General features: G+C 46.4%; 26 protein-coding genes and 1 pseudogene. 7 read left to right on the top strand and 20 right to left on the bottom strand.

Translation table 11 applies throughout. The annotated features are described in order from the left end of the window. Positions 1-104: 104 nt before the first annotated feature. Positions 105-326: a YuzB family protein gene (locus tag D1B31_RS11825; protein WP_118921004.1), complete on the bottom strand. Its 222-nt coding sequence runs from the start codon at positions 324-326 to the stop codon at positions 105-107. 439 nt (positions 327-765) lie between these two features. On the opposite strand from D1B31_RS11825, the gene D1B31_RS11830 reads away from it, so the two are divergent. Continuing rightward, entirely contained in the window at positions 766-1,563 is a 798-nt protein-coding gene (locus tag D1B31_RS11830) for an RsfA family transcriptional regulator (RefSeq protein ID WP_118921199.1), read from the top strand. A gap of 89 nt (positions 1,564-1,652) precedes the next feature. On the opposite strand, the gene lipL is transcribed toward D1B31_RS11830, so the two are convergent. Beyond that, positions 1,653-2,498 (bottom strand): octanoyl-[GcvH]:protein N-octanoyltransferase, encoded by an 846-nt coding sequence (gene lipL, locus D1B31_RS11835; protein ID WP_118921005.1) that lies wholly within the window; start codon positions 2,496-2,498, stop codon positions 1,653-1,655. A gap of 303 nt (positions 2,499-2,801) precedes the next feature. On the opposite strand from lipL, the gene zupT reads away from it, so the two are divergent. Further along, a complete protein-coding gene (zupT, locus tag D1B31_RS11840; protein ID WP_118921006.1) occupies positions 2,802-3,608 on the top strand; it encodes a zinc transporter ZupT in 807 nt (268 codons plus the stop codon). Positions 3,609-3,759: 151 nt separating this feature from the next. On the opposite strand, the gene pta is transcribed toward zupT, so the two are convergent. Then, positions 3,760-4,737 (bottom strand): phosphate acetyltransferase, encoded by a 978-nt coding sequence (pta, locus tag D1B31_RS11845; RefSeq protein WP_118921007.1) that lies wholly within the window; start codon positions 4,735-4,737, stop codon positions 3,760-3,762. 256 nt (positions 4,738-4,993) lie between these two features. Between pta and hemQ the strand changes: the two genes are divergently transcribed. Then, entirely contained in the window at positions 4,994-5,737 is a 744-nt protein-coding gene (gene hemQ, locus D1B31_RS11850; RefSeq protein WP_118921008.1) for a hydrogen peroxide-dependent heme synthase, read from the top strand. A gap of 243 nt (positions 5,738-5,980) precedes the next feature. Beyond that, positions 5,981-6,475 carry a spore coat protein GerQ gene (gerQ, locus tag D1B31_RS11855; protein WP_240035251.1) on the top strand — a complete coding sequence of 165 codons (495 nt, stop codon included), beginning with the start codon at positions 5,981-5,983 and terminating at the stop codon, positions 6,473-6,475. Positions 6,476-6,559: 84 nt separating this feature from the next. Here gerQ and D1B31_RS11860 read toward each other — a convergent pair whose 3' ends face one another. The 3 genes from D1B31_RS11860 to D1B31_RS11870 all read right to left on the bottom strand — a co-directional run bounded on the left by D1B31_RS11860 (position 6,560) and on the right by D1B31_RS11870 (position 8,082). Continuing rightward, on the bottom strand, positions 6,560-6,931 hold the full coding sequence (locus D1B31_RS11860; protein ID WP_118921009.1) for a DUF423 domain-containing protein: 372 nt from the start codon (positions 6,929-6,931) through the stop codon (positions 6,560-6,562). A gap of 17 nt (positions 6,932-6,948) precedes the next feature. Continuing rightward, positions 6,949-7,224 carry a YwdI family protein gene (locus D1B31_RS11865; RefSeq protein ID WP_118921010.1) on the bottom strand — a complete coding sequence of 92 codons (276 nt, stop codon included), beginning with the start codon at positions 7,222-7,224 and terminating at the stop codon, positions 6,949-6,951. Positions 7,225-7,368: 144 nt separating this feature from the next. After that, a complete protein-coding gene (locus D1B31_RS11870; protein ID WP_118921011.1) occupies positions 7,369-8,082 on the bottom strand; it encodes a uracil-DNA glycosylase in 714 nt (237 codons plus the stop codon). A 149-nt stretch (positions 8,083-8,231) separates the two neighbouring features. On the opposite strand from D1B31_RS11870, the gene D1B31_RS11875 reads away from it, so the two are divergent. Beyond that, complete coding sequence (locus D1B31_RS11875; protein ID WP_118921012.1) at positions 8,232-8,555, top strand: YflT domain-containing protein; 324 nt, start codon at positions 8,232-8,234, stop codon at positions 8,553-8,555. A 63-nt stretch (positions 8,556-8,618) separates the two neighbouring features. Here D1B31_RS11875 and D1B31_RS24260 read toward each other — a convergent pair whose 3' ends face one another. The 14 genes and pseudogenes from D1B31_RS24260 to fdhD all read right to left on the bottom strand — a co-directional run bounded on the left by D1B31_RS24260 (position 8,619) and on the right by fdhD (position 23,779). Beyond that, positions 8,619-8,783, bottom strand: a complete 165-nt coding sequence (locus D1B31_RS24260; RefSeq protein ID WP_158587524.1) for a hypothetical protein — start codon at positions 8,781-8,783, stop codon at positions 8,619-8,621. Positions 8,784-8,992: 209 nt separating this feature from the next. Further along, positions 8,993-10,729 carry an ABC transporter substrate-binding protein gene (locus D1B31_RS11880; protein WP_158587525.1) on the bottom strand — a complete coding sequence of 579 codons (1,737 nt, stop codon included), beginning with the start codon at positions 10,727-10,729 and terminating at the stop codon, positions 8,993-8,995. Between the two features lie 198 nt (positions 10,730-10,927). Further along, complete coding sequence (locus tag D1B31_RS11885) at positions 10,928-11,947, bottom strand: thiazole biosynthesis adenylyltransferase ThiF (RefSeq protein ID WP_118921014.1); 1,020 nt, start codon at positions 11,945-11,947, stop codon at positions 10,928-10,930. 323 nt (positions 11,948-12,270) lie between these two features. After that, positions 12,271-12,504 carry a molybdopterin converting factor subunit 1 gene (moaD, locus tag D1B31_RS11890; RefSeq protein WP_118921015.1) on the bottom strand — a complete coding sequence of 78 codons (234 nt, stop codon included), beginning with the start codon at positions 12,502-12,504 and terminating at the stop codon, positions 12,271-12,273. Further along, positions 12,497-12,958: a molybdenum cofactor biosynthesis protein MoaE gene (locus tag D1B31_RS11895; protein ID WP_118921016.1), complete on the bottom strand. Its 462-nt coding sequence runs from the start codon at positions 12,956-12,958 to the stop codon at positions 12,497-12,499. Before D1B31_RS11895 ends, moaD begins: the two co-directional genes overlap by 8 nt. Positions 12,959-12,993: 35 nt before the next feature. Next, the gene (locus D1B31_RS11900; protein ID WP_118921017.1) at positions 12,994-14,913 is read right to left on the bottom strand and encodes a molybdopterin biosynthesis protein; all 1,920 of its coding nucleotides are present in this window, start codon (positions 14,911-14,913) and stop codon (positions 12,994-12,996) included. A 12-nt stretch (positions 14,914-14,925) separates the two neighbouring features. Beyond that, positions 14,926-16,158, bottom strand: a complete 1,233-nt coding sequence (locus tag D1B31_RS11905) for a molybdopterin molybdotransferase MoeA (protein WP_118921018.1) — start codon at positions 16,156-16,158, stop codon at positions 14,926-14,928. 38 nt (positions 16,159-16,196) lie between these two features. Then, positions 16,197-16,802, bottom strand: coding sequence for a molybdenum cofactor guanylyltransferase (gene mobA / locus D1B31_RS11910; RefSeq protein ID WP_118921019.1), 606 nt, complete (start codon positions 16,800-16,802; stop codon positions 16,197-16,199). Positions 16,803-16,840: 38 nt separating this feature from the next. Beyond that, positions 16,841-17,668, bottom strand: a complete 828-nt coding sequence (locus tag D1B31_RS11915; RefSeq protein ID WP_240035252.1) for a formate dehydrogenase accessory protein FdhE — start codon at positions 17,666-17,668, stop codon at positions 16,841-16,843. A 731-nt stretch (positions 17,669-18,399) separates the two neighbouring features. Continuing rightward, on the bottom strand, positions 18,400-19,113 hold the full coding sequence (locus tag D1B31_RS11920; RefSeq protein WP_118921020.1) for a formate dehydrogenase subunit gamma: 714 nt from the start codon (positions 19,111-19,113) through the stop codon (positions 18,400-18,402). After that, positions 19,106-19,942 carry a 4Fe-4S dicluster domain-containing protein gene (locus D1B31_RS11925; protein ID WP_118921021.1) on the bottom strand — a complete coding sequence of 279 codons (837 nt, stop codon included), beginning with the start codon at positions 19,940-19,942 and terminating at the stop codon, positions 19,106-19,108. The genes D1B31_RS11920 and D1B31_RS11925 overlap by 8 nt, the downstream gene beginning before the upstream one ends. Further along, a pseudogene (gene fdnG / locus D1B31_RS11930) lies at positions 19,942-22,341 on the bottom strand (formate dehydrogenase-N subunit alpha); the annotation flags it as partial. The pseudogene fdnG and the gene D1B31_RS11925, both read right to left, overlap by 1 nt. 12 nt (positions 22,342-22,353) lie before the next feature. Next, complete coding sequence (locus D1B31_RS25285) at positions 22,354-22,926, bottom strand: twin-arginine translocation signal domain-containing protein (protein ID WP_204563008.1); 573 nt, start codon at positions 22,924-22,926, stop codon at positions 22,354-22,356. Between the two features lie 91 nt (positions 22,927-23,017). Further along, a complete protein-coding gene (fdhD, locus tag D1B31_RS11935) occupies positions 23,018-23,779 on the bottom strand; it encodes a formate dehydrogenase accessory sulfurtransferase FdhD (RefSeq protein WP_118921023.1) in 762 nt (253 codons plus the stop codon). 587 nt (positions 23,780-24,366) lie between these two features. Here fdhD and pdxK point away from each other — a divergent pair. Together pdxK and D1B31_RS11945 are read left to right on the top strand one after the other, a co-directional pair. Next, positions 24,367-25,179 carry a pyridoxine/pyridoxal/pyridoxamine kinase gene (gene pdxK, locus D1B31_RS11940; RefSeq protein WP_118921024.1) on the top strand — a complete coding sequence of 271 codons (813 nt, stop codon included), beginning with the start codon at positions 24,367-24,369 and terminating at the stop codon, positions 25,177-25,179. Between the two features lie 187 nt (positions 25,180-25,366). Continuing rightward, positions 25,367-25,714 carry a YojF family protein gene (locus tag D1B31_RS11945; protein WP_118921025.1) on the top strand — a complete coding sequence of 116 codons (348 nt, stop codon included), beginning with the start codon at positions 25,367-25,369 and terminating at the stop codon, positions 25,712-25,714. Positions 25,715-25,736: the final 22 nt, after the last annotated feature.

Consider the following 25,736-nt stretch of genomic DNA (forward strand, 5'->3'; position numbering starts at 1 on the left):
TCCAGCGCTTCATTCGGGTCCCGAATGAAGCAGCAGAACCGTCCCCTGCATCACCCTGCATCAAAAAATCACCCTGAGGCAGCGTGGGTGATTTTGGCAGGCGTTTATTTTATTTTTTTACGGACTTTTTCCATTAGTTCTTCTTCGGTGAGTGCCGCGAGCGGGCGGTTGTTAACGAATGCGAATGTTTTTTTGCGGCCGGGGCCACAGTAAGATTGGCAGCCGATTTCAATTTTCGCTTCTGGATCAAGCTGCTTTAGGCGTGGAATGAGCGTTTTAAGATTGACTGCCTGGCAGTCATCACACACGCGGAATTCATTTGGCATTCCATTCAAATCCTTTCCGGTCTTCGATCTATATAATTTAATTTTTTTATTCATAAACTAGCCGACACAGTTAATTGATTGTAGCGGAAGGCACGAAGACTCCCGCGGAAAGCGAAGTGCCTCGTGACAGGCAAAAAGCAGCCTGTCTCTGCGATGTTTATTCAAGAAAGCTTTCCTTTGTGGAGCGAAAATCAAACTGTAAATAATCTAGGTTCATATCCTACCGTATTTTACTGCTTCTTTGCCCCCAATGCAAGCCGTCTGGCTGTTTACAGTCTACTATCCTTTTAATTCCCTGTATAAAACAGAAAAAAAGTGACCAAGATAATGCTAGGTAAATAAAACTTTTAAAACAGGTGCAGGAAAAGGACTTTTTTGCACAAGGAGGCTTGGTTTTTTTATGAATACAGAACCAAAAGTAGAAAAGGAGTTGTTCGATATGAAGGTGCGCCAGGATGCCTGGACAGAAGAAGATGACTTATTGCTAGCGGAAACGGTTCTCCGCCATGTGAGGGAGGGCAGTACCCAGCTGAATGCGTTTGAGGAAGTTGGCGACAGGCTGAACAGGACGTCGGCCGCATGCGGGTTCCGTTGGAATGCTGTTGTCCGCCATAATTATGAGAAAGCGCTGCAGCTTGCGAAAAAACAGCGTAAACAGCGCCAAAGATTGCTTGGAAAAGACCAGGGCGGCAAGAAAAAGCTTCTTTATACGCCTCCAGTCGAACTGGATGCCACGCTTATGGAAGTAACCCCGCCCGTCACAATGGAAGCAGCCGGGGAATTGATCCCTGATATTCCTGAAGAGAAGGAACAGTTTGATTTGGAAAAAATGGTTGAGGAACTGAATGCTAAAACTGCAGCAAACCAGCATGCCAGATTTGCAGGCTCAGAAGTCCAATACGGCTATTCCCGGCAGGCAGCCCCTCAAGGACTGACCATGCAAGCCGTCATTGCCTTTTTGCAAAATTACGATAGTACAAGCGTTCACGCCCAAGCCTTAAAAAGTGAGAATGAAAGATTGAAGCGCGAAATTGCCAATTTGAAAAAGCAAAACGAAGAAATGGAAGCAAAAATTCAAGATCTTGAGCAAAATACCGGCGTGATTCAAGAAGATTATGAAACATTGTTAAAAATTATGAACAAGGCACGCAAGCTCGTCCTTTTTGAAGAAGACGAACGCCCTGCGACAACATTCAAAATGGACCGGAATGGGAATCTTGAAAAAGTAGCTGAGTGATTTACATGATCCAATTCTAAGCTTGATAGAAAGTCTGATGCTTGCGGGGAGAGCACAGCAATATATAAAGCCGTAAACTCAAATTGGGTTTACGGCTTTGTTAATTCCGCATTGCGGTCAAGGATTCTCGCATAATAACTCGGAAAGAGGTCCAGTTCATGCGGGGTCAACTGGCCGGAGTAGAGAAGGCTGCTGTTGTCCTTCAGCTGGCGCAATAGCCTGAGCATCACATCCTGGACGGTCAGTGGGGTGCCGAGCAGTTCCGACAGGCTTGCCATCACTTCAGGACGCACTTCCGGATAAGCAATTTTGGTCTTCTCCCCTTTTAGGGCGCGCAAATAAAAATCGCGGACCAGTTCAGCCCTTGCCCCTACGCTGTTTTCGATGACGCTTAGGTAGATTTGAACCGCCACCCCTTTACGAAGCCGGCGCTGGGAAATGCCTGCGAATTTTTTACCGCCGATGCTTAAGTCATAGCTGCCAGGACAATACGAACCGACAATTTCCCTGGCTTCAATCGTTTTGCCAAAATCCGCAAACATGTGCTGAATCAGCATCCACATCGCATCATACCCTCGATTAATATCAATACCTTTTTCTATTTCGGGCAGAATAAGGGAAATATTCAGGACGCCTTCATCCAGAGCAACAGCAAGGCCGCCAGAATTCCGGACAATCACTTCATATCCCCTGCTGCGGAGAAATTCAACACCTTCGTTGAGGTTCGGGACCCTCGTATCCTGGATTCCCAGGACGACTGTGTCCCGGTGAACCCAAGTTCGGGCTGTAGCAGGGGCCAGGTGCGAACCGACAGACGCGCATAATGTATCATCAATCGCAAATGATTCTATAGCAGGCATCAGAATGCCAGTTGTTGATTGGTCAATCAGCCGCCATTGGTCTTGGCGGAGCAAAGTGAGTGCCTCATTCCTCATAGAAAGTCTCCTTCAGTATTCGTGTCAAATTATTATAGCATAGCCGGAAATATGGAATGAAGAGCATCACTTTTCAGTGGGTTTCAATGGAAAATACGAAGGGTTTTAAAAAAATTCTCTTTTCCAAAATGTTTTTCGTGCAATTTTAGTTCACCTTGAGATAAAATGTTTACTTAAGGAAACATTTTCGGTGAAGTGAATATATTGATTACAGGGAGATACAACAAGATATGTTTTTACAAGGCTAGTTGTTGCTATTGCCCATATATTTTAAACTTTTTTCTTTCGAGAGGGGTAGTAAGGGTGTCCGAGGAAGTATTATTTGCTTTAGGGTTGACATTATTTGCAGGGCTTGCCACAGGAATCGGGAGTTTACTGGCCTTTTTTACGTCAACAACAAATACGAAGTTTTTATCTCTCACGCTTGGTTTTTCGGCTGGAGTCATGATTTACGTATCGATGATTGAAATTTTTGTAAAGGCCAAGACTGCCCTGGTTACGGCAATTGGACCCCATTGGGGCAATTGGGCGACAGTAGGTGGTTTTTTCGGTGGAATCCTATTAATTGCTTTGATTGATAAATTCATCCCAAAGCAAACCAATCCGCATGAGTTGAAAATTGTTGAGGAAATGCAGCCTGGGAAAACGGTCCAGGATGCCGAACTGCTGAAAATGGGTACCTTTACCGCTTTGGCAATCGGTATCCACAACTTTCCTGAAGGGATTGCGACGTTTACGTCCGCCCTGCAAGATCCTAAACTTGGCGTGGCGATTGCCATTGCGATTGCCATTCACAACATTCCAGAGGGAATCGCTGTGTCGGTGCCGGTTTATTTTGCAACAGGCGATCAAAAAAAAGCCTTTAAACTATCCTTCCTGTCGGGGCTTTCCGAGCCGGTTGGCGCACTTGTAGCCTATCTTTTCCTCATGCCGTTTCTGAATGACGTTATGTTCGGCATCATCTTCGCGGCTGTGGCGGGGATCATGGTCTTCATTTCCCTTGATGAACTGCTTCCGGCTGCAAAAAAATACGATGAAACGCACCTGCCAATCTACGGCTTGATTGCCGGGATGGCTGTCATGGCGGTCAGCCTGCTGCTGATCATTTAACCTTGCAAAAAAGAGCCAAATATCAATTTTTTATAAAGCATTCCACCATGCGAAAAGCCCGGCACACAAAATGCCGGGCTTTCTAATTCGTATTGTCTGCTAATTATACACTTGTCCCAACACTGTCAGCCGCTATCATGTAATGCTCTCTTTACTTGCTCAGCGTCTGTGCCGCTGTAAGGAGGGCAAGATTGTAGACATCGTCTGTATTGCAGCCGCGCGACAGGTCGTTTACCGGCCGGTTCAGCCCCTGCAATAACGGGCCGACAGCTTCGAAGCCGCCAAGCCGCTGGGCAATTTTATAGCCGATATTACCAGCCTCAAGACTTGGGAATACGAAAACATTCGCATTGCCCTGAAGGATGGAATCAGGCGCTTTGGCAACCGCCACTTCCGGCACGAACGCGGCGTCAAATTGGAACTCCCCGTCGATGATGAGGAGAGGGTCGCGCCGTTTCGCTTCGTCAACCGCTGCCATTACCTTTTCCGTCTCAGGCGATCTTGCCGAACCCTTCGTCGAAAAGCTCAGCATCGCAACACGCGGTTCTATATCGAACATCCTTGCTGTCTGCGCGCTTTCAATCGCAATTTCAGCGAGGTCGAGGCTATCCGGGTTGATATTGATTGCACAATCCGCAAATACATACTGCTCATCGCCGCGCACCATCAGGAATACGCCGGAAGTCTTTCTTACGCCCTCCTTCGTTTTAATGATTTGCAGCGCGGGCCTCACCGTATCCGCTGTTGAATGGGCCGCTCCGCTTACAAGCCCATCCGCTTTATTTAGATAGACAAGCATCGTGCCGAAGTAGTTTTCATCCAGGAGCAGCTTCCGGGCATCCTCTTCGGTGGCCTTTCCTTTCCGGCGCTCGACAAAAGCCGCAACTAGCTCGTCCATCATCAAATAATTGGCGGGATCATAAATTTCCGCTGCTTCAATCGATATATCAAGTTCCCTTGCTTTTGCCTGGACGTTTTCAATATTGCCAATTAAAACGGGCGTAATGATTCCCTCGGCGGCAAGACGGCCCGCAGCCCGGAGAATTCTTTCATCATAACCTTCGGGAAAAACAATCCTCAGATTATGTCCCGAAATTTTCTGTTTAATCCCTGAAAATAAATCGCTCACGTTTTGTTTCCTCCTTCTTTCCTTATATTTCTAGCATACTTTACTGCCGGCAAAATTCAAGGTGAACGCAACCCTCGCTCAAATGTTGGTTTATTCAGAAAGCTTAATCCAAAACAGATGTCACCTTTATTAAATTATCCTTTATCTGGTCTTATTAAACGGCGCCTTGTCGCCAGGGGTTTGGTTTGGGGCAATTTGGCGAAACTATGATATAGTAGATTGGTGTATGAATCAGAACAATTGGGGAGTGATTTGAATGAATGAAGCTGCACAGACGCTTGATGGCTGGTATTGCCTTCATGATTTCAGGAGTGTGGATTGGACAACCTGGAAGATGACGCCTGCCGATGAGCGCCAGGCCGCTATAGATGAATTTAAGGGTCTGGTTGAGAAGTGGAATGGCACGATGGAGAACAAGGAAGGCAGCCATGCATTGTATACGGTAGTCGGACAGAAAGCGGATTTTATGATGATGATCCTGCGCCCGACAATGGAGGAATTGAATGAAATCGAAACAGAATTCAATAAATCCAAGCTCGCTGAATACACGATTCCAACTTATTCCTATGTGTCAGTTGTAGAGCTGAGCAATTACTTGCATGACGGGGAAAACCCATATGAGAACCCTCATGTCCGTGCGCGTCTTTACCCGATGCTGCCAAAGTCGAAGTATGTATGCTTCTATCCAATGGACAAGCGCCGCCAGGGCAATGACAATTGGTTCATGCTTCCGATGGAAGAGCGCAAGAAGCTTATGTACAGCCACGGCATGATCGGCCGCCAATATGCGGGCAAGGTAAAGCAAATCATTACCGGGTCCGTCGGCTTTGACGATCATGAGTGGGGCGTTACGTTATTCTCAGACGATGTCCTTCAATTTAAAAAGCTCGTCTATGAAATGCGTTTTGATGAAGTGAGCGCGCGCTATGGCGAATTCGGCTCCTTCTTTGTCGGCAATCTTTTGGCCGAAGACCGAATCGATGCTTTCCTAACTATATAGTGTTTCTTTTTAGCCCCGGATGTAACGTCCGGGGCTTTTTTGCCGGCAAAAGACCTCCCTGCCAAAGTGAACAGGGCCAGTCATAATCTCTCTTTCCTTCTCATATGATTCAAGTAGCGAATCTTCACTTCCCTGGCAGGCACAAGCCTTTGCGCCGGGAGTGTGGAAATCGGCAATAATGCGGCGGAATCGCCCAATTCGATTGGGCAGTTTCCTATGCTTATTTTTAGAGGAGGGAATGAAATGAATCCACATGGTTTTAGCACCGGCCAGATGCAAGGATTTCAGCCCTATACAGGTACCGGCGGGGCACCAATCAGCCCCCAGCAGCAACAGCCTTTTGGAGGAGGGCAAATGGGACAAATGGGAGGATTCCCGATGGCACCAGGCACAGGGGGGTTCCAAGTACCGCCACCGCCAAGCCTCCAGCAGGTAACGGGTCCCCAAATTCCTGGAATGCTTCCGGTTGAGGAATCGTTTATTGAAAACATCCTCAGGCTGAACCGGGGCAAGCTCGCAACCGTCTATATGACCTTTGAAGGAACGAGGGATGGCCAAAGGAGGCAGCAGGTTTTTAAAGGGATTATTGAAGCTGCGGGCCGTGACCATTTAATCCTTAGTGATCCGCAGACTGGAACGCGCTACCTGCTATTGATGGTTTACCTTGACTACGTAACATTTGATGAAGAAATAGAATATACTTATCCATTCGCGGGCGGGAGTCCGACTGGCCGTTAATGCGGGATGAATTGGTTCATATTCCCCATATAAAAAGGAGAAACGCATCACAAAATGCGGTTCTCCTTTCTTTTTGCAAAAAAACTATAAGTATTTCGCTGCACCGATGATGATTAGTACCCAGGCCGCTAGGAAGGCAACTCCTCCAAGCGGGGTAATGGCGCCGAGCACGCTGATTTTCGTTAAACTTAACGTGTAGAGGCTGCCGCTGAACAGGATAATGCCGGCAAGCATCAGCCATCCTGCGGTCGAAAACAGGGAGCCTGCGGGAACCTTCCCGAGTAAAAGCCCAATTACTAAAAGACCGGCCGCATGGAACATTTGATAGGTCACACCTGTTTTCCATATTTCAAGATATTTTGGCGGAAGTTTTCCTTCCAGCCCGTGTGCGCCGAATGCCCCAAGTGCTACTGCCAAGAATGCATTAATTGCCCCGATGATAATAAAAGTTTTCATTTATAAAACCCTTCTTTCTAAAAGTCAAAAATGGAATCGCCGTTTGCCCCGTCGTTTTCCTCAAGCCTCTGTTCCTGATTACCCTGCATTCGGACTGGCCCTACTGGTCTTACCTCAATCAACCGTTCTGGTTCAGGGATCCCGGCTTTTCCTCCATCAAGAATAACCTCACATAAGGTTTTAATCGAGGATATTTTTTCACGAAGCAATTCCTCACGATCGGCGGATTTTGCCAAAGCGAGTTCATCGCCGATTTTTGACAACAGCTTATTGATATGTATGTTCAACTTCATCACTCCCTGCCTGCTTGAAACAACAATTCCATTTTACATGATTCCATTCTGAATCGCACATCCCTCGTCCCAGTAAAACGGCCTAAAAGGCTAGAAGCTCCATTAGCCCCTAGCCCTACTATAATATTTTTTTCAGAATGTGTTCTAATGATGTGGAGGAACCATTTCTTCCACTGACTCAAGCGGCGGCAGTTCCCAGTCGATATCCGCCTGCCCCATTGATGTTAACAGCTCATTTGTTTTTGAAAAAGGCCGGCTTCCGAAAAACCCTTTCCTCGCCGAAAACGGACTTGGATGCGGGGCAGTTATTATGCGGTGCCGGGATGAATCTATTAATTCAATTTTACTTTGGGCTGGTTTTCCCCATAAGATGAAAACAATAGGCTTGTCCCTTTCGTTTAGCAAGGTAATAACCTTATCGGTGAACTGCTCCCAGCCTTTACCGCGGTGGGAATTGGCCTCTCCCTGGCGGACAGTCAGCACTGTATTCAAAAGGAGCACCCCCTGCTCGGCCCATTTGGCAAGATAGCCGTGATCCGGTGTTTCAATCTCGAGGTCGCTGCATAGTTCCTTAAATATATTTTTAAGTGACGGCGGCGGATTGATGCCTGGTTTCACTGAAAAACTCAACCCATGCGCCTGGCCGGGGCCATGATAAGGGTCCTGGCCAAGAATGACCGCTTTTACGTCATCATACCCCGTCAGCATCAGCGCATTGAAGATATCTCTGTATTCTGGGAAAATCGTTTTTGTACGATACTCCTCTATCAAAAATTCCCGCAAGTTTTGGAAATAATCTTTTTCAAATTCCGGTCCAAGCAGTTCTGCCCAGCTTGGCGGCAGGTTATTTTCAAGCATCGTATCCCTCCTTTTCTATACCTATTCCCTTTTTTCTATCATTCTATCATCCAGGTCTTACAAACTGAAATCTGGCATTTCCATGTTTAAGGAGGACAGGAAAGGATATATAAAAAATGTGCGAAGAAACAGTGAAGGAGGAATTCATAATGGTTAAAGTAGATGTAGTAGAAAATGGCGTTCAAGCGAGGGAAAAGCTATCCTTGTTCGCGACAGAAGGGTATGCGAAAGACGAGGTTTACCTTTTTGCCCATGATAAGGAGCGGACGGAAGATCTTGCCGAAGCGCTTGATGCGGGTGAAGTCGGCCTGAAGGAGCAGGGTCTGATTGACACAGTCACAAACGTCTTCAAAAAACGCGGTGACGAGCTGCGTGCGCAATTCGAGGCATTGGGGCTTACAGCGGACGAGGCAGAGCGTTATGAAAAAGAACTAGATAAAGGCCGCTTAGTGCTCGTTGCCTGCAAGAAATAAAGTAATGATCCCCGGAGGTTTTATTCTCCGGGGATTTGTATGTCCTACTTGTCGCACCCGTTGCTAAAAAGGATAAAACATTCTCAGAAGAAAGATTTCTCCATCCCTTACTCCTTTATAGCCGCCTTTACTTGCAACTTCTTTATTCTTCCTGGGACTACCTGGTTTTTTCATTTTCTCGATTTTTTCCCATGCCTCGAGGCTGTTGCGCCTGTATTCTTTTGTCATTCCTTTTCACTTCCAATCGTTATATTTGGTCAAGCCTTTTCATTATTCCAAGGTAAGTCACTCAATCATTCCTTACTTACATATTAAACAGGCAAGAATTATGCAAAAAGTGAAAAAACTAAAAAGTTTTTGCACCTTTTCTTTTCAAAGAAATTGCTAAATGTCGTTAAAATAAAAAAATCCCGCCAGGTGGCGGGAAATGCAAATAATTATATTTTTGAAACCGAAGCAGGTTTGTTCCACAACTTATCAAAGGGGGTTCCATACCCGTATAGTGAAATTTCTAGCGAATTAAGCGAGGTTTGCAGCATTTGTTTATTGCGGAACAGAAATATGACAAGAAAATCCCTTTTTAGCGATTTCTCTATTCTTAAATAATGCCGGTATCGTTTTTGCGGGGAACTTTCACGGAAAATTTGCTTCTGTACCTTTTTGAGTCCTGTTATAAGATCATCATTCAAAAACCATTTAAACCTTGATTGCAATTCAATTAATTCAAGATCGGCATCACTGCCGGATATTAGTTCCTTCGATAAAAAAATATCACACACATTATAGAAATCGCCGGTACCAATCTCTTCAAGGGAAACTGAATGTATGGCCACATCAACTCCCAGTTTTGACCATTGTTCCTTAAGGATTTCCGCGCTCTTCACATGCGTGTTCCCCTGCTTTGTAAACAGATGGATCGTCTCTCTGCTATAACCTGAATTTTGCAAATATATACTTGCTAGTTCAGGGTTGTATTTAGGTGTGTGTTCCCTCTCGCTCAGGAAGGAATCTGCCGGCCGGGCTGAGGATTGCAACTTTGAAGTTAGTCCTTGTTTATCCAGGCCGTAATAAAGTGCTTTTCGAAAATCGTTGTTTTGGCATATCCCGGATTTATTCTGGTTAAACGTAAGGAACGTTGCCCCTCTTTCAAAATCATGTGATTCAATCCGGTTAATTGTTGATAAATGAGCTGGAAGCTGCGCATTAAAATGGATAATCTCAGGAACAAAATAAAACTGAAGCTGGTCAAGAAGCGGCCTTTCCTTAAAATAAATAGCATGCGCATCAAGGACAAGTCTTTTTTTAGTATGCTCCGCTACTTTGAATGGTCCGCTTCCTATAGGATGCCGGTTGAAATCATCTCCTAATGCCTGATGGATTTTTTCTGGAACAATGGACGCTTCCGGATATCCCAGTAAGTGAATAAAAAGGAAATTGGGTTCTTTTAAATAAATTGAAACGTGGTAAGGCTGCTGAACATCAATCCGCTTTATATTTTTGAACATCCTTGGGAGAATTCCCCGGCCTCCCTGGCTGATCATTTCCTCAAATGAATATTTAATATCAGAACCTGTCAGCTCCATCCCGTTATGAAAAAAGACCCCTTTCCTGATATAAAAATGAAGCGCCTGTCCGGAAGGTTCAATTTCATAATGGTGGGCTATGTGCGGTTCAATCTTCCCTGTTTCTTCATTAAAACGAACAAGTGTGTCAAATATCTGTTTGACGATTTGTGTTTGTTCTATGTATAAGGGACCTCTTGGGCTTAGAGTGATTCCAGGTGAAGGATACAACACCCTGGCGACATCAAGGCTTCTGTTATTCTTTTCTATTTCATGAAATCCGAAGTATCCAGGGAGCAGTTGGAAATATTGTTCGCGAGCATCCATATCCAAATATTTTAGCTGAGAGAAACTCCAGGCAAAATCGCCGGCATCAAGCTTCTGCCTGGCTATTTTAAAGAACACCTCTTCAGCCTTACGAATAAAAGAAAGGGAGGAAGCGTGGCCCCTCCCTGCCTTTGGCTTCCACTCGACCCAGCCTTGAGCGTCCATTTCCTTGATAATGTATTTGACATTGCGCTCAGAACATTCGAGTATATTTGCGAGCCCGGAAATCGTAATATGGACAGTTCGAATTGGGGATTCACCCAGCAATTCTTTATTCAATTTCAAAAAATGTTCAGCAAGCTGCATACATGTTCTCCCCACTATCGCGTAATTATTCGACAGTAACCGAGTAGTCCCTGTCACCTACCGGTCTAGTCCCTCATCCGGGTTTTGAGTGACAGCCTCAACGGGTTTTGGCTGTTTGTTGTCACTCATTCGGGCTTTGCGTGACAACCTTAACGGATTTTGGCTGTCTACCGAATTCTACCCCATAATCCTCTGATACACCGACTTCGCATGGGTCAAATCCTTCGTTCCATGAATGAGCGCGCGGCCGTCTTTAAATATGACCATCCGCTCCACGCCAAGCTCGACTGAAAGTAGATAGGGATTCCCTTTTACCGAATAACCTAGCGAATCAAGCTGGCCGGCGAGCTGCTCGAGTGACACTTCCCCTTGTACGGACGGACGGATTTGGACTGTATCCCGGCCGCAAAGAATGGTTGTTTTCGTCCTATTTTCTTTATCAAGATACGGGTAGGTTGGTTCCTCACCGCAAGAAAGGCAGCCCGCGAACTTTGCTTTTGACATCTTCATTGACGTGTATTCGTTACGCCATAAATCAAAGCTGACAAAGGTAGCGCGGATCGCATCCCAATCCTCGACAAGAATTTTGAAAGCCTCGGCAGACTGATGGGAAATGGCCATTTGGACAGCCGGCGCAATGATTCCGCCCGTATCACATGTCAGCCCTTGCAGAGGGATGGTCCGGAGCAGGCAGTTCAGGCATGGCGTCACACCCGGGATTATCGTGAAGCTCATTCCGTGGCTGCCGACACATGCCCCGTAGATCCACGGAATCCTGTATTTTTGGGAAACATCATTAATTGCCATCCTTGTTTCAAAATTATCTGTCGCATCAATGATTAAATCGGTCCCTTTTGCCAGTTCCTCTAGCACTTCCGGATTGGCATCGCCGATAATCGCTCTAATTTCTACGTCTGAATTGATTGCTTTCAGCCGTTTTTCAGCCGCGGCTGCTTTCGGCAGTTTTTCGGATACGTCTTCCTCTGTGTATAGTTGTTGGCGCTGCAGATTGCTTGCCTCCACATAATCCCGGTCAATGATTGTCAGCCTGCCGATTCCCGCCCTAACCAGAATCTCGGCATTGCCTGAACCAAGGGCGCCCGCCCCGATCATCAACACGTGCTTGGAGCCGATTTTCGCCTGTCCTTCTTTTCCTATGCCAGGGAAAAGGATTTGTCTTGAATATCGTTCTGCCATAACTCTGTCCCCATTTCATTTCAAGCATTTCCGGAAGTGTATAGGTTGAATTTAAGATTGGGTTAAATTAGGAACCATGTAGTTGATTTTCGCTCTAGGCATTTCGCTTTCCGCGGGGCGCCAGGGGAGCCTCCTCGTCGCTTAGCTCCCGCGGGGTCTTCCCTTGCCGCTACATCCCGCCGGAGTCTACATGCCTTCCTCTTCAATCAACCAGTTTTCAAATGAATATGACCAAAAATCATGTCTAACCTATATTTATTCAAAAGAAGACTTCCCGTTTCAGGAAGCCTTCATTCAACATTATTATCCCAAGATGCGGGTATTCAGCCTCCGCTGACCGGCGGAATAAAAGCAATGACATCCCCTTCTCGGATGGTCTCATCATTTGATGAAAACTCTTCATTGATCGCTGCCATCACAGAGTCCATTTTTGGCAGATTATATTTTTCGGCGAGCTCTGCCTTTAGCTCCCCAACTGTTTTTCCGGCTGCATCAACCGTAATGGAATCCACCCCAGCGGCATCGCGCAAATGGGCAAAAAACATCACCTTATTCATTCAGATCCTCCTCTTCTGGCTTGCCTGTTGGATAAGCGACGGTTTCAAGCTGATTGCCAACCCATTCCTCACCATCCACCCAATGCTCCTTTTTCCAGATCGGGACAATTTCCTTGATCCGCTCAATCGCATACCGGTTCGCCTCATAGGCATCGGCGCGGTGAGGCGTTGATACAGCAATGACGACGGCGATATCGGTAATATCAAGCTTGCCAACACGGTGGCTGATCGCGACTTTGGAACCAGCCCAGCGCTCCTCTATTTCCCTGCCGATTTGCTCAAGCTTTTTAACAGCCATCGCTTCATATGCTTCATAAATCAAATACAAGGTTCTTTTTCCCTTGGTCAGCTCGCGGACCGTTCCAATGAAGGTCGCAATGGCACCGGCCTCCCGCTGGACGACTTTATCAATAACTGATTGAATAACAATCGGTTCCTTAGAAATTTTAAACATGACATACCCTCCCCGAAACCTTTTCCCGGCGGAATTCAACCGATTTTCGGAACTGCGCCGGTGACAACTTTATAACCGCCAATCTTTTCGACATTTTGTCTGAAGTCATCCGACTGGATGACAGAAATGAGCATCTTGCCTTTTTCGCTCTCAAAAAAATCTTTTGTCATAACTAAATCATACTCTTCATCTGCAATCGGTACAAACGAAAGCCCCATTGCTCGCGCTGCCGGGTAAATGCCGAGTCCTACTGCTTCAGGGTTCCCTTTTATCTCCGCAGCAACACTTAGATGGGAGAACATTTCTCGGGAGTAGCCGGTGATGTTGTCGGGAGTCAGCTCTGCTTCCTTTAAAAGCAGGTCGAACAGGATTCTTGTTCCCGCTCCCCTCTGACGGTTGACAAAGTGGGCCTTTTTCTCGGCCATATCCTTAACCGATTCAATGCCAAGCGGATTTCCTTCCGGGACGAACCAGCCTTGTTTCCGTTTTAAAAAAGGATAAAGGACGATGTCCATGCCGTCCAGCAGCTTTTTGACATAGGACAAGTTATATTCTTTCGTTTCAGGGTCGAGCAGATGAATACCCGCTACATGCGCCTCTCCCTTCAGGATGGCAAGCAGCCCTGCCATGCTGCCAACATGGGACGAAATGATTTTCATATCATTCCGGTTTCTCTTGATTTGGGAGGAAAGCAGGTCAATCGTTAAATCATGGCTTCCGCTGAAGACGATGCTGCTATCCACTTCTTCCAAAGGCCTTAATAGTTCTGCTTCTGCCAATTCTCCCTGCTCATACCCAAGCACATTAGTCGGTACAATCAGCAGGCCATCCGCCCGCACATACGACATCGTCACACCCGCGGCCCTTGTCAGCGGGTTAGCCACATATTGCCCGTTCACATAGCCGATATTTACCCTGATAAAGTCTTCCTGGCCCATCGTCGAAACAATCCGCCTGCCAAGCTTCACTTGAACGGTTTGCCTCTTTGGTTCCGGTATTTGCAAATATTTGCAAACCAATGGCCTGACAAACCATTCCAGGGCAAGATACGCGGAGACGGGATAGCCCGGCACCCCGACGACAGGCTTGCCGTTTATTTTGCCCAAAATCACAGGCTTTCCAGGCCTAGCTGCCACCCCATGGGTGAAGACCTCGCCAATTTCATGAATAATATGGACTGTAAAATCCTTGGAGCCAGCCGATGAGCCGGCATTGATGACGACAATATCGGCGTTTTCAGCTGCGTTTAACAGCGCTTCCTTTATCTTTTCAGGCTCATCTTTCACAATTCCGCTCAAATGCGGCTCCCCGCCCCATTCCTTTACAAAATTGGCAAAGACGGTGCCATTGAATTCAATAATTTTTCCGGATTGTGGCTTTTCCGTTACTTCAATCAGTTCATTGCCAGTCGGAATAATCGCCACTGCCGGTTTTTTAAAGACTTCTACTTCTGTTATCCTGGCCGCCAGCAAGGAACCAAGGTCAGCCGGACGCAATTTATGGCCCTGCGGGAAAATCATTTCTTCCTGGACAATATCCTCGCCAATCGGGCGTATATGCTGCCATGGCGTCGCAGGCTCAATAATCTCGAGAGTTTGGTCATCAATAACATTTACATTTTCGATCATAATAACTGCATTGTATTGCGGCGGAATGGCATTGCCGGTATCAACATAAGCGAATTGTTCGCCAAGGGCCAGCCTAAGCGGGCTTTGCTCATGGGCGCCATATGTGTCCGCAGCCTGTACCGCAATTCCATCCATTGCGGAAGCATGGTAATGGGGCATTGACTCTGTGGCAAAAACGGGCTCAGCCGTAACCCTGCCGAGGGCTTCTTCTACCTTGGTCCATTCCTTCTGCGATGGCAGGTCGAAAGCCGCGAGCAATTCATCCCTTGCCTCAATTCTAGGTTTGTCCTCAAGATAAATTTTCCGTTTATACTGCTTCTGGTCCATGTGCCACTCCCCCTACCTTGTTGCAATGACCGGGACGTACTCGCCCTGGGCTATGCCCTCTTTTTCTGAAACGATTTCTACAATTCCATCGCTTTTCACCAGTGTTGTGATTAGCCCTGATTTGCCGATAATCGGCTCGGCCCACCATTCGCCTTCCTTTTCAAACAGGCTGACCCGAATATAATCGGACCTTCCTGGTGCCGAGGGGATGTTTTTCGTGATCCTGGCAAAAATTCTGTCAGCCTTGGGGCGGAGCGTCTCGCCCTTAAGCCTCTTTAACACCCGTTCGCCAAAAAGGCGGAAAATGATCATCGCAGATGCGGGATGCCCCGGCAGCCCAATAACCGGCTTTCCGTCCGCCATGGCCAAGATCGTCGGCTTGCCTGGCTTGACGGATATCCCATGCACAAAAACTCCGGGACCGCCTAATGACTGGATGACATCTGTTGTATAGTCTTTTGCCCCGACCGAGCTTCCCCCGGACAGGATTAAACAGTCAACCTCGTCAAAAAGCTCTTTTGCCCTTCGCTGGAATTCTTCATAATCATCCGGGACGATGCCTCCATACACAACATCGACCCCCCAATCATTCGCCAGCCCCGCAATCGTAAAATAATTGATATCGCGAATTTGCCCAATCGCCAAATCCTGAGTTTCAAACGGAACAATTTCATCACCCGAGGATAAATAGCCCGCCTTTAACTTCCGGTAAACATTCACATGCGTGATGCCCAAAGAGGCCAATGCGCCGACTTCCTGCGGCCTCAGCCTAGTTCCTTCGGCCAGCACCAACTCTCCAATCCGGATGTCTTCCCCTTCACGGATCACGTTCTCGCCTGGTGCAACCTGCCTATATGTATTGAGGAGGCCGGCAATTTCCTCACAGTGTTCAATCATCATGACACTGTCACTGCCGGCGGGAAGCATCCCACCCGTTGGGACATAGACTGCCTCTCCAAAGCCAACCGGGATGGAGGCGGCTTCACCCATCCGTACCTCGCCGGTTACAGTCAAAAACCCGGGCATCGATTCTGATGAACCATAGGTGTCTTCTGCCCTGACAGCATAACCATCCACTGTTGAACGGTCAAAGCCGGGAACATTTTCACGGGCAGTAACATCCTCGGCTAAAATATAGCCCATCGCATCCTCAATCGCCCTGTTCTCTACACTTTTGATTTTTTCTATCTTTTCATCAATTAGCGCGAAGGTTTCTTCAACTGTTTTGACTTTGAAAAATTGCATCTGCCTGACTTCCTTTCTCCCTAAACCGCTTCTTTTGTTTATTCCTGTTCTTTACCTTTAGCCTGTTGAACCGCTAGTTCATATTCTTCAGGCACATTCATATTAAAAAAGATTCGGTCAAGCGGACCGTTCGAATAAATTTCCAGGTCTTGTTCGGTCAAATAAAGGACATCCAGCTTTTCGAGTAAAGCCTTTAGCCTCAAGCTGTCCGACTTGATACATTCCTCTATTTCTTGCACGATCGTTTTTTGATACACGGCAAAGAGGGGATGTTGTCTCCCCTCGATGACCGGAATGACCGCATCATGGTGCCCGAGCCGTTTTATCATACTTTCCGCCAGCTCCGCTGAAACAAATGGCATATCGCATGCGACGGCGAGATTTGCATCAGAGCTGGAAGCTTTAAGCCCCGCGTGGATGCCTGCCAGCGGTCCTTGGCCTGGATACTCATCTGTTATTGTATTTATTTGCAAAAATTCATAAGCTTCCGGGTCATTGGTTACAAGAATCACTTCATCAAAGATTTTAATGAGCTCATCTTTAATTCTTTCAATATTCGTTTTGTCTTGGATTTTTAACAACGCTTTATTCGTGCCCATCCTGCTTGATTTCCCACCGGATAAAAGAATGGCAGTCGCTTTCATGTAAACACCTCTTACTTCACCAATTTTACCCTGAATGACTAATTATCAAGTTTTCCGCTTCCGCCGGTGTGATAACCATTTTCCTGGGCGACAAAATCAAGATGAAGAGTGTTAAGGTCCAGCATTGAAGCAGACGGCTTATTGATAAACTGTTTCGTGTCAACAATTTTTATATAACCGTGGCATTTTTCACAAACTTGAATTTGGGAAGCCGCATCGCCTTCAACTGTCATGACCCTCATTGTTTCATGATCATCATTTCCGCAATGCGAGCAGGTAAGCCTCTTATCATTCCAATGGACAAGGCAGCGCGGACAATAAAGCTCTTTTTTCCCTTCCTCCAGCTGGGCCACTCTTGCCGGCTCGCCGCAAACAGGGCAGCCAGCACCATGGACTGCTGTGTGTATTTCAGGCTGAGCCTTTTCAGCAGCAAGCTGCAAATAAGGCCTTAATGCTGTTTCGGCGAGGAAGTGCGGAATCCATTCCTCTACTTCATGTTCTTCTGCAAAGCCTTGGAAGTAAATATGATTAAACGCTAGCGCTTCATCAATCCAGCGCTGCGCCGTGCTTTCGTCCATTACATTGGCTAGAAAAGCAAGCTTCTCTTCCATTCTATCATTATTATTCACTAATAACCCTTTAATTTCCTCTATCCACTGTAAAAATAGTGGAATATCGAAGTTAAAAACTGCCAGCGCTGCCACTGGGACCCCTGCTGACATTGCGGCTTTATCTAGTTTGATTTCGACTGCCTGGTCATTCAGGCTTTTCTTCCAATTTTCTTGCAAACCGATGATTTCCTTGTGCAATTTTTGATAGTCTTTTGAGACGACGGATGTTTTCACCCCGGTTGCACCTCTTTTCATTTAGTGTACTGCATTGGCGATAAACATTGATTTCGCTTCAGGCGCTTCGCTTTCCGCGGGGCGTCAATGGAGCCTCCTCGGCGCTTTGGCGCCTGTGGGGTCTCCACCTTGCCGCTACATCCCGCAGGACAAACAGCTTCCTCGAATGGGCTTTGCACGAAGAAAATGCGATAGCATTTTCGAGGAGTCTTCGCGCCTTCCGCTACAATCAACTAGGTTCAATTTTCTTTACAATTTATATTACTTGCACTTTTCTACTTGTCTAGCTGCAGCGGCTAGGGGCTCGGGGTCTTAAGCCAATCCGGCAAGAAGGCAAAGGACGCCTTCTGGCCGGCTCGTCTTACGCCTGTCGCCCCTGGACAAGCCGCTTTCGCTTTTCTATTTGTCTAGCTGCGGTGGCCAGCGTCTAGTGGACTTCGGTCTCCTCCTTACGATAAGTCAACATCGATTCACTCCGTTCATCGTGTTTCCTTTATCCCACCGTTAAGGGACAGTAAGCCCTAAAGGGCAACTGTCCCTAAAGGTCCGATTCGTTCAACTAACCATCAGTGGAAAAACCCCACTGATGGAAGTTTCACTTTATCTCGTTCGGAGCCCTCCAGTCCATACGCCGCTATACGGCCTCCTCCGCTTTTCTAGGCAGAATGGCTGCCTATATAGACAGCCATTCCCTTTTTGCTTCTATTCAAGCGCTAGGTTTGCTGTTGGGCTTTTAGCCGGGCAGTAGTTTCCTAGGCTCCTTTGTGTTTCTTCTTCTTATCTAGTTTATCCAGGTCAGGGAAATTGCCTTTTTTCACTTCTTCATCATACCAGTCAGCATAGTGCCCTTTTGCCCACCAGGCAGGTACCTTTCCGGTAATGACGCCTGTGAAGCCCGGAGCGGAATGCTTATGGACAACGCTGAGATAAATATGTCCGACGACGACTGCTATTGCAAGCCCAAATCCGACGTTATGCAGGAAATAACCCCACTGGACAACAGCTCTCGGGAACAGATCCGGGAACCACATTGGGAAACCGGAACCAATGATCAGGAATGCCGTAAAAATCTGAATCCAAGAATTGATTTTTTCCCCTGCGTTGAAGAACGACTGCCTTACCGGTTTAAATTTAAAACCGAATAATTCTTTACCAGTCTCCTTGAAGAAATCGACATCGCGTTTTTTCCAGGTGACGAGTTCCTTCAGCCAGAGTTTGAAGCCTTTCGGATCAAAAATCAGCCAAATAAAGGTTGGAGTGACGAACGCCACCGCGAAGATCCTGTGGAGCAGGCGGGCATTGGCAGGGCCTCCAAGGACTGGATACAGCCAGTTAAAGAAATCTGTATACATCGGCAGGGCAGTAATATACAGGGCGAAAAATGAAATGGCATTGATACCGTGCGCCCATACGAACGCTTTTGAAAAACGCCTTACTTTAAGATCCGGCCTGATTTTCTTACTCATTGCTGCCACCCCCCTCTTCGTCATGCTGGTCTTCGTCTTGCTTGCCTTTATTAAATAGTCTGCTAGATACAAACATTCCGAGGACACCCATCGTTGTTGCGCCGATCATCATTTTACCAAGCGGCTGTGCATAATCCTTCCATAGGACTGCTGAAGTAGGGACTTTTGGGTTTTCAGGCAGGCCATATACCGACGGTTTTTCTGCCAGTACATAAACAGTATGGGTTCCGCCGACACCAGGAGGATTGTAAACCATAGCATTCGGATATCTGTCTTTTATTTCTTGAACACGCTTTTCTGCTTTTTGAATCATTTCTTCCTTGCCGCCAAATTCCATTGCCCCAGTATGGCAAGTCGTTACGCAGGCAGGCTGCATGCCTTCTTCAAGGCGGTCCGTACACATTGTACACTTATGGGCTTTTCTGTATTCCTTGCCGTTTTTGTCTTTATATTCCTTGAGGGAAATGACTTCAAACGGACAGTTTTGCACACAATATCCGCACCCTACACATTTCTCGTGGTCGATGACAACCGATCCGAATTCAGTGTAAGAGATCGCATTCTCAGGACAGACCTTCTCACACGCCGCATCTTTACAGTGGAAGCATGAGGAGTGGCGGAAAAGATAATCAAGGCCGCCCTTCGAATTTTCATGTTCGATATATTCGAGAACATTCCACGTGTCAGCTGTTACTTTTGGATGGGACTGCGCGCTTCCCATGAATTCTGTTTCTTCCGCTGGCAGGTCGTTCCAGTTTTTACAGGCTACCATACAGGCACGGCAGCCATCACATTTCGTGACGTCTACATATTTTACATATGCCGGCATTATGCTTTCCTCCTTATGTCACAAAGGAATGCTTTATATTCAGGGATCGTCGTATTCGCATCCCCGATATGAGGTGTCAGGTGGTTAGCTGAATCACCAGTTGCATATCCTTTGTAACCAAAGTGCCAAGGCATGCCGATCTGGTGGACCTTCTTGCCTTTAATTGTATAAGGCTTGAAGCGTTTCGTAACCATCGCATATGCCTCAATCTCACCCCTGGCAGAGCTGACGATAACTTTTTCTTTATTCTTGATGCCTTTTTCCTTCGCCAGTTCTTCACTGATTTCAACAAACATATGACCGACAAGCTCCGATAGCCATTGCTGGTTCCGCGTCATGGAACCGGATTGCCAGTGCTCACTCACGCGGTATGTTGTCGCGACAATCGGGAAATCCTTCTTTTCGCCTTTCAGGTTGAAATCACCTTCGAAAAGCTGGATGGCGGGATTGATTTCCTGTTTTGAGAACACATTTCCTGCTGGGCTTTCAAAAGGCTCGTAATGCTCAGGGAACGGCCCATCATTCAAGGTTGGCGCGAATATGCCTGCCACTCCGTCCTTCATCATGATGAACGGATTCTGTCCGCCTGGTTCTGATGGAGAAACAATTGGCTTGAAATCCGGTACGTCATCCCCAACCCACTTTGCCTGGACGGCATCCCAATGAATAACCGCTTTATTCTCGCTCCACGGTTTACCGCTTGGGTCTGCAGATGCACGGTTATAAAGGATACGGCGGTTTGCAGGCCATGCAAACGACCAGTTCAGGAAGTTCGGGCCTCCTGTTTTTGCATCACGGTTCTTCGCCCTGTTTTTGCCTTCTTCCGGATAGAATCCGCAGTAGATCCAGTTTCCGCTGCATGTAGAACCATCATCAAGCAAGTCGCCAAACGTAGCCATCTGCTTGCCGGTTTTTACATCATATCCGTTCATTTCCTTACAGACGAGATCAATGTCCGGATGGTGGCCTTCGCCATAGTTCCAGTACAGAGCATTAATCGTTCTTGCAGCTGGTGTGCTTTCATTTTTATAAAGCGATTTGATTCGCGTAACAAACTCATGGATCATCTCTAGGTCGGATTTCGCTTCACCCTTGGAATCAATTGCTTTCCAGCGGTACTGCATCCAACGGGAACTGTTTGAGACAGACCCTTCTTTTTCAAAAGAAGCGGAGGCAGGCAGAAGGAATACTTCTGTCGCAATTTTATTCGGGTCGGATCCTGCTTCCTTTTTCCAGAATGCGGATGTTTCTGTTTCCCAAAGGTCAGCAGCAACTAGCCATTTAAGGTTCGAGAGCGATTCTTTTTCCTTTCCGGCATTCGGGCCTCCAACTACTGGATTGGTTCCGAATAAGAAAAGGCCATCCAACTCGCCTTTATGCATCGCATGGAACAAGTTGATGTGAGAATAGTTTTTGTTCCCCTTAGGCAGGTTCTGGTACCCAAATTCATTGTCCTTTGTCGCATTCGGCCCATACCATGCTTTCAGCAAGCTGACGAGGAATTTAGGCTTATTGCTCCAGTAGCCTGTTTTAGGTGTTTCTTTTTCATTGTAGCCAGCAAGAGTAGCGTGTTCAGGAACAGTTGCTTTCGGTACTCCAATATAACCTGGCAGATCGCCGTAAAGGAGAGCAAAATCTGTTGATCCCTGAACGTTCGATTCACCGCGCATTGCGGCAAGTCCGCTTCCTGGAAGGCCAACATTACCTAAGAGTAACTGCAGCATTGCCATCGCACGTACGTTTTGTGAACCGACAGTATGCTGGGTGATTCCCATCGCATACATGATGACGCCTGATTTTCCGACTTTCCCAGTTGAACAGAATGCTTCAGCGACTTTCAGGAAGTCTTCTTTCGGAGTCCCTGTTACTTCCGCCACTGTATCGTAATCATAGCGCGCATAATGTTTTTTCATCATTTGGAAGACAGAACGCGGGTGCTCAAGAGTCAGGTCTTTGACAGGCTTGCCTTCTTCATCCGTTTCAAACGCCCATAATGTTTTGTCATAGCTTCGTTTTGCTTCATCATATCCAGTAAACAATCCATCATTAAAGTCATAGCTATCCTTTAAAATAAAGGAGGCATTTGTATATTTAGCAACATACTCTTTGTGAATATAATCCTTTTCCATTGCGTAATTAATCATTCCCGCAAGGAATGCAATATCCGTACCGGAACGAAGTGGCGCATAAACATCAGCCATTGCTGAAGATCTTGTAAAACGCGGATCGACAGAAACGATTTTCGCTCCCTTTTCCCTGGCTTTTGTCAGCCATCTAAAGGAAATCGGATGGTTCTCGGCAGGATTTGCTCCCATGATTAGTGCACAATCCGTATATTGCAGATCATTCCAGTGGTTAGTCATTGCTCCACGACCAAATGTAGGTGCCAGACCGGCAACCGTAGAACTATGTCATATTCGTGCCTGGTGTTCGAGATATACGACGCCAAGCCCTCTCATCATTTTTGCGAGCAAATAACACTCTTCATTATCAAGCGCGGCACCGCCCATACTTGCGATACGCTCAGTTTTATTGACAATCATGCCGTCTTCTTTTTCGATAAAGGACGCATCACGGGTTTCTTTGACGCGTTTTGTAATCGTGTCGTACATCCATTCCCAGTCTTTTTCCTCCCATGTATCACTTCCAGGGGCGCGATAAAGAGGTTTTGTCAAACGTTTTTCTGAAGTGTAAAGCTGCCTTAAAGTTGTTCCTTTAGAGCAAAGCTTTCCTTCATTTATCGGGTTATCTGGATCTCCCTCTGTATAAACAACCGTATTGTCTTTTGTGTGGACAAGAATTCCGCACCCAACACCGCAATAACAACAAATAGTCGGTGTTACTTTCGCTTTGGCAATTTTTAACTCTTTCGATTTGGCATAAGCTGATTTTTCATCAAAGCCAAGTTCAACGATGGCCAGTGTGGCCGCTGTGGCACCTGACAGTTTTAAAAACTGCCGGCGATTCAGGTTTATTTCAACCATCTCTCTGTCTCCTTCCCTTAATTAACTAGAGCATCCCTTATTCCCCAATTTAACGAGTCATCCGCTTAAGCTGCCTAGATAATTCCCCCTTTCAATTTACTTCTGCAGCGGCAGGTTCCCTTAAATCACGGTAGACCCTGCCCTCAGAGGTATAAATGGCGGCCATCTTCCCCCGTAAATAGCCTACAACCTCAATATTTAAATATTTGGCCAACTGGATTGCTTGCTTCGTTGCAGCTGTCCTTGAGCCGATGACGGCAAAGCCAAATTTTGCTGCCTTGGATAACATTTCATAGGAGATACGGCCTGTTGTTAAGAGAACCAATTCCTCTGGTTTTAGCCGTTTCCTGATTGCATGCCCGATGATTTTATCAACTGCATTGTGCCTGCCGATATCTTCCCGAATGGCCATATTGCCTTCTTCATCGATAATGCATGCGCCATGCATGCCTCCGGTTTCGAGATAAAGTTCTGATGCCTGGGCAAATTCAGCCCGTTTTTTCAACAGGTAACTTAGTGGATACACTTTGCCGGAATGGACCTTTTCAAACTGCTTTACGTCTGTCATGGAGAAAAATGTGACGCCTCTCCCGCATCCTGCTGTATAGTGTTTTTTCTTGGAGAACATCTTTTCACCATCGAATGATTTGTTCAATGTCACTTGCAAAGTCCCGGTTCCTTCCTGAAACTCGACTCTATCTATATCGTCTGCGGTTTCGATCATCCCTTCAGAAAAGAGATAACCGTAAGCCCAGTCTTCCAAATCGGATTTTGTTAGCTGGAAAACGGCAATTTCATAGCCGTTGACGGACAGATTAATCGGGTACTCGTCGGGACAGCCTTTTCTGTTCATTGCCTTTCCTCCTTTTCTACTCACTGCTATTTACATCTACTTCCATTGTAGAAATAGCTGTAAGTATGAGCAGTGATATCTGTCACTCCATCCAAAAAGGGTGGATAACAACAAGGAACCCTTGTAAACAAAGGAGATTTCAGTGTCACCTTATAAAATTTATAGGAAAAACCAGGTGAATGGTGGCTTTAATATGGCAGATTGATTGCAGCTTTGTGTCATTTGTTTGTATAATTTGTGAAACAATCAGTTAATCACAGTGCCCATGATACAAACCTGGTGATATTTCCTTGAGAGCACTTTCGAAATTTACCACTCTATTACCCTTACTTTCTATTTAGAGTAAGTTGAACGGAAATATTTTGCAGTAATATTTATCACGGCAAAGACTTATCTCCACAAATCTGTAACACAATTCCCACCCATTTACGGCTCGCTGGCAAAATGAACGTGGGGCTTCTATCCAATTTCTTTACAAAAAACGGGTATACTAAGTAAAATGAGGGTTGGGTTAGTTAAACAGCCGGATTTTGGGATGGATCATTGAAAACAATCCGCCATGAATCCCTTCATAAGGAGGCAACAGCATGTCAGTTAAGAAAGTAATGACGATAGCAGGTTCAGATACTAGCGGGGGGGCCGGTATTCAGGCCGACCTGAAAACATTCCAGGAACTCGGAGTTTACGGAATGACAGCATTGACGACAATCGTGACAATGAAGCCCGATGGTTGGGGCCACGAAGTTCATCCACTGCCAGTTGATACGCTGAAAAAGCAGCTCGCTACAATTCTTTCAGTGGGCATCGATGCAATGAAAACGGGTATGCTCGGCACGGTGGAAATCATTGAACTCGCCGCAAAGGTCATTGATGAAAAGAAAGTTGGCAAAGTGGTCATTGATCCGGTCATGGTGTGCAAAGGGGAAGACGAAGTCCTTAACCCTGAAACAACCGATGCGATGCGGGAGTTGCTTGTTCCACGGGCGACCGTCATCACACCGAATTTATTTGAAGCAGGACAGCTTGCAAAAACAGGCCCGATCCGCAACATGGAACAAATGAAACAGGCCGCGGCTATCATTCACGATAAAGGCGCTAAATTTGTTGTCATAAAAGGCGGCAGCAAATTCGACTATGAAGGCAAAGCCGTAGATTTGCTGTTCGATGGAAAGGATTATAAATTGTACGAGACGGAAAAGCTCGGCACAACTTATACGCACGGGGCTGGCTGCACGTATTCCTCCGCAATCACAGCGGGGCTGGCAAAAGGACAATCGGTCCAGGATGCGATTGATACGGCAAAAGTATTCATAACTGAAGCCATCCGCCATGGATTCAAATTAAATGAGTATGTCGGTCCAACTTGGCAGGGTGAATACAGGAAATTGGCAAAAAACTAAAGGAACAAACACGGAAGGCCGGATTTTCTCATCCGGCTTTTTTCGATTTAACCAACCTTTTTTGAAAGGGATAGCTGGTTAAATAGTGCTTTGCTTTCGCATTTCATTCTCGTTTTTAGTATGATAAAAGAATTAACGACAGTTTAAGAAAAGAAGACTAGGCAACTGCCATTGGGAAGGGGATCGTATGGAACCAGTTATCATTAACGCAGTCCAGGCAGCCATTGACAAATTTTGCGGCAAAGAGGTTTATATCCATCTGGAAACAACAAACGGTGCCTATGCAGCCCATCATGACCAATCCTTTTTTTCATCAGGCGCTCATATCCGCAATGCCAAAGTCCAATATGATTTCGGCAAAATCACCGGGGATGGGCCATACAGAGTGGGCCTGAAAATACCTTTTGGCTGGGTATATGCAGAGGGTATTACCCATTTCGAGGTGGACGAAAAGGGGCGCTTGCTGATGGCGGGCCATGATTTTAGCGGGAAACTCGCTGTGGCGCTTCAAATCAGCCCGACGCCGTTTGAATAGACTTTTATTTTGCACGAGAATT

It is taken from the genome of Neobacillus notoginsengisoli (assembly GCF_003515685.1).
In the GTDB taxonomy this organism is placed as follows: Bacteria; Bacillota; Bacilli; order Bacillales; family Cytobacillaceae; genus Bacillus_D; species Bacillus_D notoginsengisoli.